The organism is Roseateles sp. (assembly GCF_039595295.1).
GTDB lineage: Bacteria > Pseudomonadota > Gammaproteobacteria > Burkholderiales > Burkholderiaceae_C > Roseateles.
In genome coordinates, this window is record NZ_JBCNLU010000046.1 from 14056 (window position 1) to 30814 (window position 16759).

A 16759-nucleotide genomic window follows, 5' to 3' on the forward strand; every position below is an offset into this window, starting at 1 on the left:
TGCGTCGCGACTGGTGCCCCCAGTGGGAACAAGTCCTGGCGGCGGCTTCAGCGCGCTCCTGCCAGCACCCCACCCGACAGCGTCGCGGCGACGGCCACGACCAGCGCCAGTTCCTCGCCCGCGAAGAAGTCCTTGTCGAAGGCTTCCGAATCCAGGATGCCGGCGACGCGGCCACCCGCGCCGTACAGCGGCAGGCAGGCCTCGGCGTTCACCTTGGGGTCGCAGGTGTAGTAGCCGCCGCCCTCGGCGACGAAGGCCGCGACGTCGTTGATCAGCCGGCCCTGGCCGCGCAGGCCGACCCAGCTGTTGTTGCTGCCTTGCGCGAACTCCTCGGTCAACGGGAACTCGGCGCGGCTCTCGGCGCCGAAGTAGGCGAGCTTGACCAGCACCGACTCGCCCGCGACGTTCGGGCGGGCCTGATAGACGCCGAACCAGTGGCTGCGGCTGTGGCGCTGGTAGTAGTCGACGACGAGCGTGGCCTCGGCCACCAGGCGCTGCGCGTCGGCGCTCTGACCGCCGAGGATGGCCGTCAGGTCATAGGGCTTGTCGGCGAGTTGGCCGAAGAGCGAGCAGGCGCCGCCTTCGCCTAGTTCGGGCACGCGGTACTGCCACTTCACTGCGGCGGCGGCGAGCGATTCGGGCGTCAGCAGCGCCAGCAGCGCGGCCTGATGGGCGCGCGCCGATTCCTCGAAGCGGGCGGCGGCGGCCGCATCCAGCGCGCCGGTCAAGGCGGCGAGGCCGCTCAGTTCCAGATAGGCATCGATCTTCATGGGGTCCTTCCAATCCGGCGCGGATTGTCCGCGACATCGAAAGGCCCCAGCGGCGTACCGTCCCGTCAGCGGGGCGCGGGCAGGAGCACCGTGAAGCGCCCGCCGCCCAGCGGCGACGCGTCGATGTCGATCCGCCCCCCGGCCGCGCGCACGATCGCGTCGCACAGCGCGAGACCCAGTCCGGTGCCAGGCACGTCCGAGGCCCGCGCGCCAGCGCCGCGATAGAAGCGCTCGAAGAGGCGAGGGCGCTCTTCCTCCGGAATGCCGGGACCGTCGTCCTCGACGACAACCGCGCTCCAGCCCTCGCGCGCGCCCAGCGACACGCGCACGACGCCGCCCGCCGGGGCGAACTTCACCGCGTTGTCCACCAGATTGGTCGCGACCAACACCAGCAACTGCTTCGACAGACTCGCCGTGATCGTCGAGGCTTGCTCGGCATCAACATCAGCATCTGCATCGTCCGCCGCGCCGGGCTCGCGATCGCCGTGAAGGTCCAAGCGCAGATCGACGTCGCGCCGCTCGGCCGTGCCGCGCGCGCGGCGCACGACCTCTTCCAGGATCGGTGCGATCAGCACGGCCGAGGCCGTCGCCGACTCCTGACCCGAGTCGAGGCGAGCCAGCGTGAGCAGCTCCTCGGCGAGCGTGGTCAGCCGCACGACCTCGTCCAGACTGGAGCGCAGCGCCTCGACGTACTCGTCCTGCCCGCGGGGGCGGCGCAAGGTGATCTCGAGCTCCGTGCGCAATCGCGACAGCGGCGAGCGCAGCTCATGCGAGGCGTCCGCCGTGAAGCGCCGCTGCGCCTCGAAGGCCTGTTCCAGCCGCGCGAGCATGTCGTTGAGCGTGTCGATGAGCCGGCCCATTTCGTCGCGCGGACCCGGATGCGGCAGGCGGTCCGACAGCGTCTGGTCGGAGATGCGCTGCGCCTGCCGGGTGACGTTGTCGATCGCGCCGAAGACGCGGCCGGTCATCAGCGTGCCGGTCACCGTCAGCACGACGACGAGCACCACACCCATGGCCAGGAAGATCCATCCCGCCGCGTCCACGTTGTGGTCGACGTCGTCCAGCGAGCCCGCCACCTGTACGGCAAGAGCTCGCCCCCCGGACACCGGCACCGACACGCGCCGCGTCGGCTCGTCGCCGTAGTCGAGGTTCTCGAAGACCGCTTGGCCGTCGGCGAGGCGGGCCAGCAGGGCCGCGTCGACGGGCAGGGTCGAGGCGCCCAGGTTGGCGCTGCGCGCCAGCACCTTGCCGTCGCGATCGATGATCTGGACCAGCCGGTCCAGGCGGGCATAGGAGGGCGGCGCGGACGCGGCGCCGGCTTCGTGCACGATCACGGGCAGCGCGGGATTGGCGGCGAGCATGCTGGCTTCCTGCTCGGCCAGCGCCAGCAGCGCGCCGTCGAGCTGCGCGCGCACCGAGGCCACCAGGCTCAAGTAGGTCAGCGTGGCCGCGATCGCGAGCACCGCGGTCACGACGACCACATGCGCCAGCGCGAGGCGGCGGCGGAAGCTAAGCATCCTCGCTCCCGCGGATTCGGAAGCCGCGACCGCGCACCGTTTCGATGAGGGCTCGCTTGCCGTCGACGTCGACCTTGCGGCGCAGCTTGCTGATGTGAGCGTCGATGAGGTTGTCGATGGCCAGCGCGTCGCCGTGCCAGATCTGCTCGGCCAGGCGTTGGCGCGACACGACCGCGCCGGGCTGGCGCATCAGCGCTTGCAGCAGCGCGAATTCCTTGGGGGTCAAATCGATGAGGACGCCGCCTCGTGTGACCTGTTGGGAGGCGGGGTCGAGAGAGAGGTCCTCGGTTTGGAGCACCGGCGGGCGGGTCATCTCGGAGCGACGGAGCAGGGCGCGGACGCGGGCGAGGAGCTCTTCGAACTCGAAGGGTTTGGTGAGGTAGTCGTCGGCGCCGGCGTTGAGGCCGGCCACGCGGTCCGAGAGCGCGTCGCGCGCGGTGAGCATCAGGACGGGCACCTGTTGGCCGCGGGCGCGGAGCGTGCGGCACAGCGCGACGCCGTCGCCGTCGGGCAGCATGCCGTCGAGCACGATCAGGTCGTGGGTGGTGACGAAGGCGGCCTCGTCCGCCTCGGCGATGGTGGCGGCGTGGTCGACCACGAAGCCTTCTTCGAGCAGGCCTCGCGTCAGCAGGGCCGCGGCTTTGCGGTCGTCTTCGACCAGCAGGATTCTCATGAGCCTTCCTTCTGAACGGGCTTGGCGTGCGGCGGCAGTCTCGCATGCCGCATGGGCCCGGATGCCGTCGCGACCGAGCGATGCGACGCTCCCACCCTCTCCCCAGACCTCTCCCGCAAACGGGCGAGGGGGCATCCAGCGCGGTGCTTGTTCACTCCCTCTCCCGCGGGGCGGGAGAGGGCCGGGGGTGAGGGTGGGAGCGTGGCAGTACGTCGGACCCCGAAGACCCTCTCCCCAGCCCTCTCCCGCAAGCGGGCGAGGGAGTGACTCATCAGATGCATCGGGTCTCCCTCGTGCTCACAGCGCCGGCGCGCGGCCCAGGCTCAGTTGCAGCCGGACCGTGGCGGTCGCCAGGTCGCTGCGCGCCTGCAGGTACGCCAGGTGCGTGTCGTCCGCCGCGCGCTGCGCCGACAGCAACTCCAGCAGCGATGCCGATCCGTGCCGGTAGGAGGTCCGTATCCCGTCGAGCACCCGATCCGCGTCGCCCAGCGTGCTGTCGCGATAGCGGGTCAGGTTCTCCAGGGCGGCCTTGTACTGGGCGAATGTGACGCGCACATCCGCTTGCGCCTTGAGCTCCGTCTGCCGCAGCGCCAGCAGGGCCTGCGTCACCGCCGACTCCGCCTGCACCAGATCGCCCTTGTCCAGCCGCGACAGCGGGATCGGCACCGACAACGACACCGACAGCGTGTTGGAGCGCGGCGTCGGCTCCGTCGTCGAGCCGTCCTCCGCCAGCCCGCGCCGGCCCTGCGGCGTGTAGCCGTAGCTCAGGCTGACATTGGGATCGACCTTGCGGTTGGCCCGCGTCAGCTCCGCCGAGGCGCGCGCGGCATCGACCGCGGCCCGCGCGGCGCGCACGTCGTCCCGCTCCTCCAGCGCGCGAGCGACCAACGCATCGGTCGCCGCATCGGCCTCGGCTTCCGTCTCTGCGCTGCCACGCGCCACCGTGTTGCCCGAGGTCAGCCCCGACTCGAAGTCGCAAGCCGGCACCCGCGCGCCGAAGATCTCGGTCCATCGCCGCCCCAGCGGCGTCGACAGCCCCTCCATCGCGGCTCGCGCATCGGCCCGCGCCTTGACGACCGTGGCCAGAAACTGATCCCGCTCATTGCGCGATTGCAGCAGCTCCAGCCCGCCGAGATCGCCCGCGCTGTGACGCAGCTCGTTCATCTTCACGATGTCCGACAGCGCCTTCAACGACGCTTCCTGCCGCTGCAGCGCTTCTCGCGTTCGGCAGGACTCGATGAACGCATCGGCGGCATCCGCGAGGGCCTGGCGCTGAACGCCTTCCAACGCGACTTCGCTCACCCGCACCTGGCTGTTGGCCGCGGCGATGCGGCGCTCGCGCTTGCCGCCCATCTCGATGGTGTAGGACAGGCCGATGCTCTGCGCCAGCCGCGGCTTGGGAGTCACCTCGCGGCTGAACTCCACCGGCCCCGCGCCCAGCGAGAGCGACGGATCCGGTCGCAGACCGGCGATGCCCACGCCGGCGCGGGCGGCGGTCAGCGCCTCGCGCTGTGCGGCGACCTCGTTGCTGCTCCGGGCGATGGCGTCGAGGTAGCTCGCGAAGTCGACGCTCGCGGCGCCGTCGCGATCAGCGGACTGGGCCTGCGCCGAGGCGATGCAGCACATCGCAAGCAGCCCGGCCAGGGAGAGATTCAAAGACAGGCGGTTCATGCGTGGGGCTCCTTGGCCTGATCGTCGAGTTCGGCGTGTTCCGCGTGATCGCCTCGGGCCGCGCGCTTCCGCGCGGCCCGCTCGGCGCCTTGCTCGATCCAGAAATAGAGGGCGGGCATCAGCAGCAGCGTCAGCAGCGTGGCGGTCGTCAGGCCGCCGACGACCACGGTCGCCAGCGGGCGCTGCACGTCGCTGCCCAAGCCCGTGGCCAGCATGGCCGGCGTCAGCCCCAGCGCCGCGACCGTCGCGGTCATCAGCACCGGCCGCATGCGACTCGCCGCGCCTTCCAGCACCGCCTCCCGCAGCGGACGCCTGTCCTCGGCGCGCAGCCGGTTGATCTGCGACACCATCAGCACGCCGCCCAGCACCGCCACGCCGAACAGCGCGATGAAGCCGACCGCGCTGGACACGTTCAGCGTCATCCCGCGCAGATGCAGCGCCGCGAAGCCGCCGATCATCGCCAGCGGCACCACCCCCAGCACCAGCAGCGGCTGGCGCAGGTTGCGGAACTCCGCGAACAGGAGCAGCAGCATCACGCCCAGCGTCGCCGGCAGGATCACCGCCAGACGGCGCTGCGCGCGCTGCAGGTTCTCGAACTGACCGCCCCATTCGATGTGGAAGCGCTGACGGTCGAAGCGGACCTCGCGCTCCAGCGCAGGCTCGGCATCCGCGAGGAAGCTCGACAGGTCGCGGCCCCGGGTGTTCAGGCGAACGATGATGTGGCGCTCGCCCATCTCGCGGACGATGACGCTCTCGCCGACCGTCGTGCGGACGCGGGCGACGTCGGACAGCGGCACCTGCGCGCCGTTGGTCCCCGTCAGCCGCAGATCGCCGATGGCCTGCGGGCTGGCGCGCGACTCCGGCGTGAAGCGCACCGTCATGTCGTAGTTCTTCTCGCCGACATAGAGCTGCCCGATGGAGGCGCCGCCGATGCCGGTCGAGATGAGGTTGGCCACGTCCGCCGCGTTGACGCCCAGACGCGCGGCGGCCGCGCGGTCCAGGTCGATGCGCAGGTTGGGCAGCGGCGGCTCGACGTCCACCGCCACGTCCGCCGCGCCGGGGATGCCGCGCAGCACCTCGGCCACGCGTCCCGCGATGCGCCGGCCCTCGTCGAGGTCGTCGCCGAAGATCTTCACCACCAGATCGCTGTGCGCGCCGGACAGCTTGTCCTGCACGCCGTCGATCATCGGCTGCATGAAGGACACCGAGTACCCCGGCATGCGCGCGAAGCGCTCGCCCATGCGCCGGATCAAGCCCTGCTTGCCGCCCGGCGTGGTCCAGGTGTCATAGGGCTTGAGGCCGACGCTGGCCTCGATGTGGGAGGGCGTCCAGTAGTCGGTGCCGTCGTCGTTGCGGCCGGTCTGGGTGACGATGGTGGAGACCTCGGGGAACTCCAGCGCCGCCTTGCGCAGCTCGTCGGCCATGGCCGCGGCCTTGTCCAGCGTGATGCCCGGGGGCATCTGCACCTGAAGCCAGATCGAGCCCTCGTCCAGATAGGGCAGGAAGTCCCGACCGATCGTGCCGGCCAGGCCGATCAGCAGCAGGGCCGCCGCGGCGACCGCCAGCGCGAGCCGGCGATGCGCGCCCACCGCGCCCTCCAGGAAGCGGGCATAGCGCGCCTGCAGCGCTTCCAGCGGCTGGTTGCGGAAGACGCGCCGCGGCCGGCGGAAGGCCAGCCAGGCCAGCGCGGGCGTGAGCATCAGCGCCACCAGCAGCGCGCCCACCAGCGCGGCGCCGACGGCGTAGGCCATCGGACTGAAGAGCTTGTACTCGATGCGCTCGAAGGCGAAGAGCGGCAGGTAGGCGGCGGCGATCACCGCCATGCCGAAGAAGATCGGCCGCGCCACCTGCAAGGTGGCGGCGATCGCGTCACGCGGCGTGAGCAGGCGATCGGACGCGTGCTCGCGCCGGCGCAGGATGTTCTCGACCACCACCACTGCGCCGTCGACCAGGATGCCGAAGTCGATCGCGCCCAGGGACAGCAGATTCGCCGGCACCTTGGCGTGGTGCATGAAGATGAAGGCGAACAGCAGCGCCAGCGGAATCGTCGCCGCGACCACCAGCGCCGCGCGCGGGCTGCCCAGGAAGAGCAGCAGCACCAGCGTGACCACGACCATCCCTTCGATCATCGTGTGGCTGACGGTGTGGGCGGTCTTCTCGATCAGCGTGGAGCGGTCGAGGTAGGGCACGATCTTCACGTCGCCAGGCAGCAACCGGGTGTTGAGCTCCTGGACCGCCGCATGCAGGCCGTCCAGGGTCTGCGAGGGATTCGTCTCCTTGAGCAGCAGCACGATCCCTTCCAGCGTGTCGCCGTTGCGGTCCTTGCCCAGGATGCCGCGGCGCTCGACGTTGCCGTAGCGCAGCGTGCCCAGGTCCTTGACCAGCACCGGCACGCCGCCGGCGGTCTTCACCACGACGTTGCCCATGTCCTCCAGCGAGTGCAGCAAGCCCACGCCGCGCACGACGTAGGACTGCTCGCCGCGGTCGACCACGCTGCCGCCGCCGCTGTTGTTGTTGGCGTTGACCGCGTCCACCACCTGGCTCAGCGTCAGGCCGTACTGCGTGAGCCGCGCCGGATCCAGCTCCAGCATGAACTGCGTGGTCAGGCCGCCGAAGTTGGTCACGTCGACCACGCCGGCCACCTTCTTCAGGCGCGGGATGACGGTCCAGAACTGCAGCTCGGACAGCTCGCGCAGGCTGCGGCCGGGGCTCTCCAGCGTGTAGCGGTAGATCTCGCCGGTGGGCGAGGTGTAGGGGTCCAGGCCGGGCTTGGCGCCGTAGGGCAGCGAGAGCTCGGCCAGGCGTTCCTGCAGCCGCTCGCGCGACCAGTAGCCCTCGACGCCGTCCTGGAAGACGACGGTCACCAGCGACAGCCCGAACAGGCTGCGCGTGCGCAGCACCTGCATGCCGGGCGTGCCCAGCAGCGCGCGCTCGATGGGGATGGTGATCTGCTGCTCGACCTCCTCGGCGGCCAGGCCGTTCACTTGCGTGACGATCTGCGAGGTGACGTCGGCGATGTCGGGATAGGCCTCGATGGGCAGCTGGCGGAAGCTGTGCACCCCATACAGCGCGGCGAAGGCGAACACCAACCAGACGATGCCGCGGCGCTCGAAGCAGAGGGAGACCAGGCGCTCAATCATTGAGGAGCACTCCTTCGCGCACGACGACGCGCTCGCCCGGCTTCAGACCGGACAGGACCTCGACCGTGTCGCCCAGGGAGGCGCCGACGGTGACCTCGCGCGCGCGGTAGCGACCGGGCGCCTGCTCGATGAAGACGCGGGTGAACAGGCCGCTTTGCAGCAGCGCTGAGGCGGGCACGACCGGCGCCTCGTGCGAGGGCCCGGCGAACTGGACCTTGGCGAACATGCCGGGCCGCAGCCGGCCGTCGGCGTTGTCCAGGATCAGGCGGACCTTGACGGTGCGGGTGTCGGCGTCCAGCACCTCGCCGATGTAGCGGACGGTGCCGTCGCGCGGCGTGTCCGGAAAGGCGTTCAGGCGCACGCGGGCCTTCTGGCCGATGAAGACCTGCGCCAGATCCTTCTCCGGCACGGCGGCGGTGACCGAGACCTGGCTCAGATCGGCGATGGTCATCAGCGGCGCATTGATGTCGTTCCAGTAGCCGCCGGGCGCGGCGTTCATCTCGATGACGCGGCCGGCCAGCGGCGCGCGCACGAGCAGCCGGCGGCCGGTGGCGCTGGCGACGGGCGCCGCGCCCAGTTGAGCGAGCTTGGCCTGGGCGGTGTTGAGGTCGCTGTCGGCCTGGGTGCGCGCGAGCTGCGCGGCCTCGAGGTCCTTGCGCGGGGCGATATCCGCGTCGAAGAGCAGCTGTTGCCGGTCGAGGTCGCGGTGTGCCTGCGCCGCGGCGCTGCGGGCCTTGGCGGCCTCGCCCTGCGCGGCGCTGAGCTCGGCGGAGTCCAGGGTGAACAGCACATCGCCCGCGCGCACCGAGTCGCCGAGCGCGCGCTGCAGGCGCTCGATGCGGCCGCTGACGGGCGGGGTGATGCGGGCCAGGTGGTCGGGCAGGGCCTCGACGGCGCCGGGGACGGTGATGGCCTGCTCGACGGCGCGGCGCTCGACCGCGGCCACGGCCAGGCGTGCGCGCAGCGGCGAGCGCTCCGGGACCAGGACGTCGGCGCCCTCGTGACGCAGGGCGATGTCGACGGGGCCGAGCGCGGGGCCGGGATCGGCGCCGGCCTCGGCCTCGGCCTTGGCGCCGCAGCCGCTCAGCAGGAGCGGCGGGATGAGCGAGACGAGCGAGACGCACAGGGGCGCGAGCGCCAACAGGGAGGCGAGCGCGGACGGACGCGAGTGCGCGGGAAGGAACCGGGGGGTGGTCTTCATGAGGAGGGGCTCCTGCGGGCGGCGCCGCGGCCCCTCCGGCTCAGGCGGAAGGGATCCGGACGCGCGTGTCCCGCGATGACGGCGAGAAACGTGAGGAGGCGGCGTGAGCCGCCGGTCGTCGAGGACTGGGGCTAGGGTCGGGGTCCATGAATGCTCCGTGGCGAGAGGGAAGGGCGTCGCGCAACAGCAGGGCCGCACGGCGGAACGGGGTGGAGATTACGAGGACGCGTCTGAAGAAATCCTGAACGCGGCGCTCTTCCGTCGGCGAGCAGCGAGGCCGCAAATGAAGAGGCGCCCACATGGGGCGCCTTGTTCTGCGTGGATCCGGTCGCGGATCAGGCCGTCACACCAGGCCCTGCTTGCTTGCCAGCACGGCCGCTTCGGCGCGGCTCGACACATTGAGCTTCTTGTAGATGGACTTGATGTGGTCGTTGACGGTGAACCACTTGATGCCCATCAGGTTCGCGATCTCCTTGATCGTGAAGCCCTTGCTCAGGTAGGTCAGCACCTCGTTCTCGCGCGGGGTCAGGCGCTCCCATTCGGGCTGCGGGTCCAGCGTCACGCCGCGGCCGGTGACGGTCGCGGTCGAGGTCAGGCTGCCGAAGCCCGAGTTCAGCCCCATCGGCCCGGAATCGCCGCTCGAACCCGGCCGGAAGTGCTGCAGCAACCGCCGGGCGATCGCCGGCGACAGCGGCGGCTGGCCGCGCACGATGCGCTGCAGTTCCTCGACCAGCACCTCGAAGCGGTCCTCCTTCAGCAAATAGCCGTCGGCGCCACGCTGCAGGGCAGGGAAGAGGTGGTCGTCGTCCGAGTACAGCGTGGTGACGATCTTGACCGCCGGCTTGCCGGCGAGCTCGCCCAGGAACTCCATGCCGTTGCCGTCCGGGAGTTCCAGGTCGACCAGGATGAGCTTGAAGCCCCCGGTCGGGCCGGATTCGGCCTCGACCTTGGCCAGCTGGCGGCGCGCGCCTTCCAGATCGCCGGCCTCGGTGATCTCCATGCCGTCGCTGAAGCTCTCTCGCACCACGCGACACAGAAAGCTGCGGGCGACGGGGTTGTCTTCGACGATGAGAACTTTGACGGCCATGGTGTGGGGAGCGGAAGCTGGCCGCATCCTAGCAGGGGCCCCCTCACTTGCATGCCCCGCGAAGAAGGGTGTCGGCCCCCGCCGAAGGAGCGATTCCGGCTCGCGTCCCTCCGATGGAGGATGGTCAGCCGTTGACCACCACCAGCTTGCCGACCACTTGGCGGGTGCTCATGCGTGCGAAGGCCTGCGGCAGCTGCTCCATCGGCAGCACCTGGTCGATCACCGGCCGGATCTTGCCGGCGGCGTACCACTGGGCCAGCTCCATCATCATCGCGGCGTTGCGCTTGGGTTCGCGCTTGGCGAACTCGCCCCAGAACACGCCCACCAGCGACGCGCCCTTGAGCAGCGCCAGGTTCAGCGGCAGCGCCGGGATCGCGCCCTGGGCGAAACCGACCACCAGGTAGCGCCCGCGCCAGCCGATGGAGCGGAAGGCCGCCTCGGCCAAGTCGCCGCCCACGGGGTCATAGATGACGTCCGGGCCCTTGCCCTCGGTCAGGGCCTTGATCTCGTCGCGCAAGGATCCGGTGGCGTAGTTGATGGTGGCGTCGGCGCCGATCTCGCGGCAGCGGGCGAGCTTCTCGTCCGAGGAGGCCGCCGCGATCACGCGCGCGCCGGCCGCCTTGGCGATCTGGATGGCGGCCGTGCCCACGCCGCCCGCGGCCCCCAGGATCAGCACCGTCTCGCCCGGCTGCAGCGCGGCGCGGTCCATCAGCGCATGGTGGCTGGTGGCGTAGGTGCAGATGAACGCCGCCGCGTCCTCGAACGGGAAGCCCTTGGGCAGCGGCAGGGCCAGCGCGGCCGGCACGATGGCCTCCGTCCCGAAACCGCCGGTGCCGGTGAAGGCTGCCACCGCGTCGCCCGGCTTGAAGCCGGTCACGCCGTCGCCGACCGCCTCGACCACGCCGGCGAACTCGGTGCCCGGGACGAAGGGCAGCGGTGGCTTCATCTGGTACTTGTTCTGCACGATCAGCAGGTCGGGGAAGTTCAGGCTGGCTGCCTTGATCGCCACCTTCAGCTGGCCGGGACCGGCTTGCGGGGAGGGCAGCTCCTTCCATTGCAGCGCCTCGACGCCGACGGGGTTCTCGCACAGCCATGCCTTCATGGGGGTCTCCTGGTTCGAAGGGGGAAATTCCTGGGCGCCCGCTTCGGGGTGCGCCGCCGCGGGCGCTCACCCGAAAGGGGCGGGCGGATGGTAGGGGCCGAGGGGCGACCCTCGCGTCGCTGAGGTGACGGCCTGCCTACAATGCCGCCCATGCGCATCCTCATCGCCAACGACGACGGCTACCTGGCCCCCGGCCTGCATGCCCTGGTCCGCGCGTGCGAAGGGCTCGGCCAGATCGAAGTGATCGCGCCCGAGCAGAACGCCAGCGGCACATCCAACTCCCTCACGCTGAGCCGTCCGCTGTCGGTCTACACCGCCGCGAACGGTTTCCGCTACGTCAACGGCACGCCATCCGACTGCGTCCACCTCGCGCTGACCGGTCTGCTGGACTACCGGCCCGACCTGGTGCTCTCGGGCATCAACAACGGCGCCAACATGGGCGACGACACGCTCTATTCGGGCACCGTCGCCGCCGCCACCGAGGGCTACCTCTTCGGCATCCCGTCGATCGCGTTCTCGCAGGTCGACAAGGGCTGGGGCCACATCGACGCCGCCGCCGCGACCGCGCGCCAACTGGTCCAGGACGTCATCGCCGGTGGGCTGGGCAACCCCTTCCTGCTCAGCGTGAACATTCCCAATCGCGCCGACGCGGCCTCGCTGCCGCGCCAGATCACCCGCCTGGGCCGCCGCCATGCCAGCGAGGCCACGATCCAGCAGCGCAGCCCCCGCGGCGAGATGATTTATTGGATCGGACCGGCCGGCAACGCGCGCGAGGCGGGCGAGGGCACGGACTTCCACGCCACCGCCAACGGTGCGGTGTCGGTCACGCCGCTGCAGGTCGACCTGACCGAACATGCGACGCTGGGCGACTGGAGCCGCCGTCTGCAGACCAGCGGCCGCCCATGACCCAGACGCCGCCGCGGCCCAAGCGTTTTCCGCTGTCGCTGAACCAGCTCGGCACGGCGCCGCGTCCCGGCGCCGCCGCGGAAGCGCGCGAGCCGCTCAAGCCGCAAGGCCACTGGCAGCAGGCCGCCGCGATCAAGGCGCGGCAGTCCACGCCCAGCGGCATCGGGCTGGATTCGGTGGGCGTGCGCCAGCGCATGGTCCAGCGGCTGCGCCGCGAGGGGTTGAGCGACGAACGGGTGCTGCAGTCGCTGGCGACCGTGCCGCGCCACGAGTTCGTCGATTCTGCGCTCGCCACGCAGGCCTATGAGGACACGAGCCTGCCCATCGGTCACGGGCAGACGATCTCCAAGCCCTCGGTGGTCGGCCGGATGATGGCGCTGATGATGGACGCGCCCGGCGCGCGCCAGCGAGGCCATCTGGGCAAGGTGCTGGAGATCGGCACCGGTTGCGGCTACCAGGCTGCGCTGCTGATGCAACTGTCGAAACAGGTCGTGTCCATCGAACGGCTCAAGCCCTTGCACGACAAGGCCCGCTTGAACCTCACCGGCTATCACCAGATCCGGCTGGTCTATGGGGACGGGATGCTGGGTCATGCCCCGTCCGCTCCGTACGACAGCATCATCGCGGCCGCCGGTGGCGACGACATCCCGCAGGCGTGGCTGGACCAGCTCGCGCCGGGTGGCCGGCTGGTGGCGCCGATGACCGCGCCGGGCGGCCGCGGGCAGGTGCTGGTGCTGATCGATCACGTCCGGGACGCCTCGGGATCGCGCTTTGTGCGCAGCCTGCATGAGGCGGTCCTCTTCGTGCCCCTAAAATCCGGCGTCATGTAGCGCGGGCCTTGGCCGCGCCGAGGGGCCGTCCGAGTCGGCCCCTGCCGCGCAGCCCCGCTGCACGACCCCACCCAACGATCTACGAGCGCATGCAACAACTTCTCCGTCTTCCGCTGCTTTGGACCTCCGTGGCGCTGCTGGCGCTCGCGGGTTGCACGTCGACCCCGCATCGCGCGCCGGTCGAGGATCGCAGCGTCGGCAAGAACGCGGGCTCTTCGTCGTCCATCGCCGGCACCGCCGTCACGCCGGCGCCCGAATCCAAGCCGCTGCCCGGCGCCGAGAACGCCGGCAAGCCCGGCTACTACACGGTCAAGCCCGGCGACACGCTGATCCGCATCGCGATGGACAACGGCCAGGGCTGGCGCGACGTCGCCCGCTGGAACGGCATGGACAACCCCAACCTGATCGAAGTGGGTCAGGTCTTGCGCGTCGCTCCTCCGGGCGTCGATCCGACGGCGGTGACCACGCGTCCGCTGGCTTCGTCCAAGGTGGAAGCCCGTCCGCTGGACTCGAAAACGGCCCCCGCGACCACGCCGGCCGCATCCGCGGCCTCGTCCACCGCGACGGCGGCAACCGCGACACCCAGCGCCGGCAACAAGGATGACGACGACATCACCTGGGGCTGGCCGGCCTCCGGTCAGGTGGCGGCCGGTTTCGACGAGGTGCGCAACAAAGGCATGTCCTTCGCCGGCAAGGCCGGGGATCCGGTGTTCGCCGCCGCCGATGGCCGCGTCATGTATGCGGGCGCGGGGTTGCGCGGATACGGCAACATGATCATCATCAAGCACAGCACGAACTACCTGACGGCCTACGCGCATAACCAGACGCTGCTGGTGAAGGAAGACCAAGTGGTGCGCAAGGGCCAGAAGATCGCCGAGATGGGTTCGAGCGACGCGGACCAGGTCAAGCTGCACTTCGAAGTGCGCAAGCAGGGCAAGCCGATCGACCCTGCGAAGCTACTGCCCGCGCGCTGAGGCGCTCAAGGAGGCGCCGCGACATGAACATGCAACGCGCCTCTTCCACCGACGGATTGCTTCCGTCCGACGGCCTGGACCACCCAGGCCGTTTCGCGTTGCAGCCCCCGATCGCCGGGGCGCCCCACGCCTCCGACGGCATCGACGCGCGGCGCTCGCATGACGGGCATGAGCTCGCGGATGATCACGAGGCTCCATCGGATCACGGCGACGTCGATGGTCGCGACGGCCACGACGGGATCGACGCGCGCGAGCGACATGACGCTCAAGAAGGTGACGAGGTGCGTGTCGATGGATCGTCCTCCGGCGAGGACGAGCGCGGCGAAGGCGCCGACGATGACGATGACGATGAAGCTCGCGTCCTGCGCGGCGAGGAAGCCGGCGGCACGGCTGCTCGCAATGGCCGCGCCGGCAAGGGTGACCTGGGTCCCGCCGACGGCGATGCGACCAATGCGCTGCAAGCCTATCTTCGCGACATTCGACGCACGCCGCTGCTGACGCCGCAGGAGGAGTTCGAGACCGCGACCAAGGCGCGCGCTGGCGACTTCCAGGCGCGCCAGGCCATGATCGAACACAACCTCCGGCTGGTCGTGAGCATCGCCAAGAACTATCTCGGTCGAGGCCTTCCGATGAGCGATCTCATTGAGGAAGGCAATCTCGGCTTGATGCATGCGATCGGCAAGTTCGAGCCCGAACGCGGCTTCCGTTTCTCGACCTACGCGAGCTGGTGGATACGCCAGGCCGTTGAGCGCGCGCTGATGCATCAGGCGCGGCTGGTGCGGCTGCCGGTGCACATCGTCCGCGAGTTGAATCAGGTGCTGAAGGCGCGTCGCGCCTTGGAAGCGCTGGCCGCGGAGCGAGGCGGCGAAGGCGTGGTGCGGGCCGAGGACGTCGCGCAGGCGCTGGGCCGGCCGGTCGACGAGATCGCGGAGCTGCTCGCGTACGCGGAGCTGCCGAGCTCGCTGGACTCGCCCGTCGATCGCAATGGCGAGGGCGGGGAATCGATGCTGGACCTGGTCGCGGATGACGCGGCCATCGATCCGGCGGGCTTGCGGCTCAGCCATGAGCTTGAGGATCTGCTCAAGACGGGATTGGCCTCGCTGAGCGACCGCGAGCGCGAGGTGCTGGCGGGGCGCTATGGGCTCGCGGACCGCGAGCCGGAGACGCTGGACATCCTGGCCGTGAGGCTGGGGCTGACGCGGGAGCGCATCCGGCAGATCCAGATCGAGGCGTTGGCCAAGCTCAAGCGCAACATGATGCGGCAAGGCATCTCGCGCGATTCGATCTTCTGAACGGTTCATCTCGGCTCGGCCCCGCTCGGCTTGCTCAGCTTCCGGGCTCCGCCCGTTCGCGCGCTGGGATAATGCGCGCCCATGACTGATGTATCGGAATGGCTGAAGGTCGAATCGCTGGACCTGGAAGCGCAGGGCGTCGCCCATAACAGCGAAGGCAAGGTCGTCTTCATCGAGGGCGCCTTGCCTGGCGAGGAAGTGCAGGTCGCCGTCGGCCGCAAGAAGAACAACTGGGAGCAAGCCGCGCTGGTTGCGATGCGCCGAGAGAGCTCGCAGCGCGTGCGGCCCGTCTGCCCGCATTTCGGCTTGCATGCCGGCGCTTGCGGCGGCTGCAAGATGCAGCACCTGCATCCGGCCGCGCAGGTGGCGGTGAAGCAGCGGGTGCTGGAAGACAACCTGTGGCATCTCGGCAAGGTCAAGCCCGAGCAGCTGCTGCGTCCGATCGAGGGACCTGCGACCGGCTATCGCTATCGCGCGCGCCTGTCGGTGCGCTACGTGCCGAAGAAGGGCCATGTGCTGGTGGGCTTCCACGAGCGCAAGAGCCGCTACATCGCCGACATGCAGGTCTGCAAGGTGTTGCCCGAGCAGGTCAGCGCCATGCTGATGCCGATGCGCGAGCTGGTCGGCTCGATGGACGCGCGCGATCGTCTGCCGCAGATCGAACTGGCCATCGGCAACGTCGACGGCAAGGAAGTGATCGCGCTGGTACTGCGTCATCTGGAGCCGCTGAGCGCTGGTGACGTCGACAAGCTGCGGGCGTTCGCCGTCGAACACGGCGTGCAATGGTGGCTGCAGCCCAAGGGGCCGGAGACAGTGCATCTGCTCGATGCCGACGGCCCCGAGCTGGCCTATACGCTGCCGGAATTCGGCGTCGTGATGCCGTTCAAGCCGACCGACTTCACGCAGGTCAACCACCACATCAACACGGTGCTGGTCGGCCGCGCGCTGCGACTGCTGGACGTGCAGGCCGGTGAGCGCGTCATCGACTGGTTCTGCGGGCTGGGCAACTTCACGCTGCCGCTGGCCACGCAGGCCCGCGAGGTGCTGGGCATCGAGGGCAGCGAGACCCTGGTGCAGCGCTCGCGCGAGAACGCCAAGCGCAACGGGCTCGATCACAAGGCCTCGTTCGTCGCGCGCAATCTCTTCGAGATGACGCCGCAGCTGCTGGCCGCGGACGGCGAGTCGGATCGCTGGCTGGTGGATCCGCCGCGAGAGGGCGCGTTCGCGCTGGCCAAGGCGCTGGCGGACCTGGTGCAGGATCCGTCGCTGGCGCCGGGCTGGACGCCGCCCAAGCGCATCGTCTACGTGTCCTGCAACCCGGCGACGCTGGCGCGCGACGCGGGTCTGCTGGTCAATGTGGCGGGCTATCGCTGCACGAATGCGGGCGCGGTCAACATGTTCCCGCACACGGCGCACGTCGAGAGCATCGCGGTGTTCGAGCGCTGAGGCAGGGGTACCCGCAGCGGGGGGGGGGGGGGGGGGCACGCCAGAATGCAGAAAGGGGTCCGATTGAACTGACCCCAAGAAGTTGGACAGTTGGAAGCTAGGCGCCCAGGGCCTGGGCTCGGTACTCCACCGGGCTCAGGCCTTTTAGCT

At 70.1% G+C, this 16759-nt stretch carries 13 protein-coding genes; 5 read left to right on the top strand and 8 right to left on the bottom strand.

The features are described 5' to 3' along the window. Nucleotides 1-47: 47 nt before the first annotated feature. From ABDW59_RS21875 to ABDW59_RS21910, 8 genes are all read right to left on the bottom strand, one after another. Complete coding sequence (locus ABDW59_RS21875) at nt 48-770, bottom strand: hypothetical protein (RefSeq protein WP_343633103.1); 723 nt, start codon at nt 768-770, stop codon at nt 48-50. Between the two features lie 65 nt (nt 771-835). Then, on the bottom strand, nt 836-2287 hold the full coding sequence (locus ABDW59_RS21880; RefSeq protein ID WP_343633105.1) for an ATP-binding protein: 1452 nt from the start codon (nt 2285-2287) through the stop codon (nt 836-838). Then, the gene (locus tag ABDW59_RS21885) at nt 2280-2960 is read right to left on the bottom strand and encodes a response regulator transcription factor (protein ID WP_343633107.1); all 681 of its coding nucleotides are present in this window, start codon (nt 2958-2960) and stop codon (nt 2280-2282) included. Before ABDW59_RS21885 ends, ABDW59_RS21880 begins: the two co-directional genes overlap by 8 nt. 297 nt (nt 2961-3257) lie before the next feature. After that, complete coding sequence (locus ABDW59_RS21890; RefSeq protein WP_343633109.1) at nt 3258-4631, bottom strand: TolC family protein; 1374 nt, start codon at nt 4629-4631, stop codon at nt 3258-3260. Further along, entirely contained in the window at nt 4628-7771 is a 3144-nt protein-coding gene (locus ABDW59_RS21895; protein ID WP_343633110.1) for a CusA/CzcA family heavy metal efflux RND transporter, read from the bottom strand. Before ABDW59_RS21895 ends, ABDW59_RS21890 begins: the two co-directional genes overlap by 4 nt. Then, nucleotides 7764-8972, bottom strand: a complete 1209-nt coding sequence (locus tag ABDW59_RS21900; RefSeq protein WP_343633112.1) for an efflux RND transporter periplasmic adaptor subunit — start codon at nt 8970-8972, stop codon at nt 7764-7766. Before ABDW59_RS21900 ends, ABDW59_RS21895 begins: the two co-directional genes overlap by 8 nt. 343 nt (nt 8973-9315) lie before the next feature. Then, nucleotides 9316-10059 carry a response regulator transcription factor gene (locus tag ABDW59_RS21905; protein WP_343633114.1) on the bottom strand — a complete coding sequence of 248 codons (744 nt, stop codon included), beginning with the start codon at nt 10057-10059 and terminating at the stop codon, nt 9316-9318. A gap of 124 nt (nt 10060-10183) precedes the next feature. Beyond that, nucleotides 10184-11161: an NADPH:quinone oxidoreductase family protein gene (locus ABDW59_RS21910; RefSeq protein WP_343633116.1), complete on the bottom strand. Its 978-nt coding sequence runs from the start codon at nt 11159-11161 to the stop codon at nt 10184-10186. A gap of 150 nt (nt 11162-11311) precedes the next feature. Here ABDW59_RS21910 and surE point away from each other — a divergent pair, with 150 nt between their 5' ends. The 5 genes from surE (at nt 11312) to rlmD (ending at nt 16609) form a co-directional block, all read left to right on the top strand. Further along, on the top strand, nt 11312-12067 hold the full coding sequence (surE, locus tag ABDW59_RS21915) for a 5'/3'-nucleotidase SurE (RefSeq protein ID WP_343633118.1): 756 nt from the start codon (nt 11312-11314) through the stop codon (nt 12065-12067). Continuing rightward, complete coding sequence (locus tag ABDW59_RS21920) at nt 12064-12897, top strand: protein-L-isoaspartate(D-aspartate) O-methyltransferase (RefSeq protein WP_343633120.1); 834 nt, start codon at nt 12064-12066, stop codon at nt 12895-12897. Before surE ends, ABDW59_RS21920 begins: the two co-directional genes overlap by 4 nt. A gap of 89 nt (nt 12898-12986) precedes the next feature. Continuing rightward, nucleotides 12987-13871 (top strand): peptidoglycan DD-metalloendopeptidase family protein, encoded by an 885-nt coding sequence (locus ABDW59_RS21925; RefSeq protein ID WP_343633122.1) that lies wholly within the window; start codon nt 12987-12989, stop codon nt 13869-13871. A 422-nt stretch (nt 13872-14293) separates the two neighbouring features. Then, the gene (rpoS, locus tag ABDW59_RS21930) at nt 14294-15163 is read left to right on the top strand and encodes an RNA polymerase sigma factor RpoS (protein ID WP_343633128.1); all 870 of its coding nucleotides are present in this window, start codon (nt 14294-14296) and stop codon (nt 15161-15163) included. An 81-nt stretch (nt 15164-15244) separates the two neighbouring features. After that, nucleotides 15245-16609, top strand: coding sequence for a 23S rRNA (uracil(1939)-C(5))-methyltransferase RlmD (gene rlmD, locus ABDW59_RS21935; RefSeq protein ID WP_343633124.1), 1365 nt, complete (start codon nt 15245-15247; stop codon nt 16607-16609). Nucleotides 16610-16759: the final 150 nt, after the last annotated feature.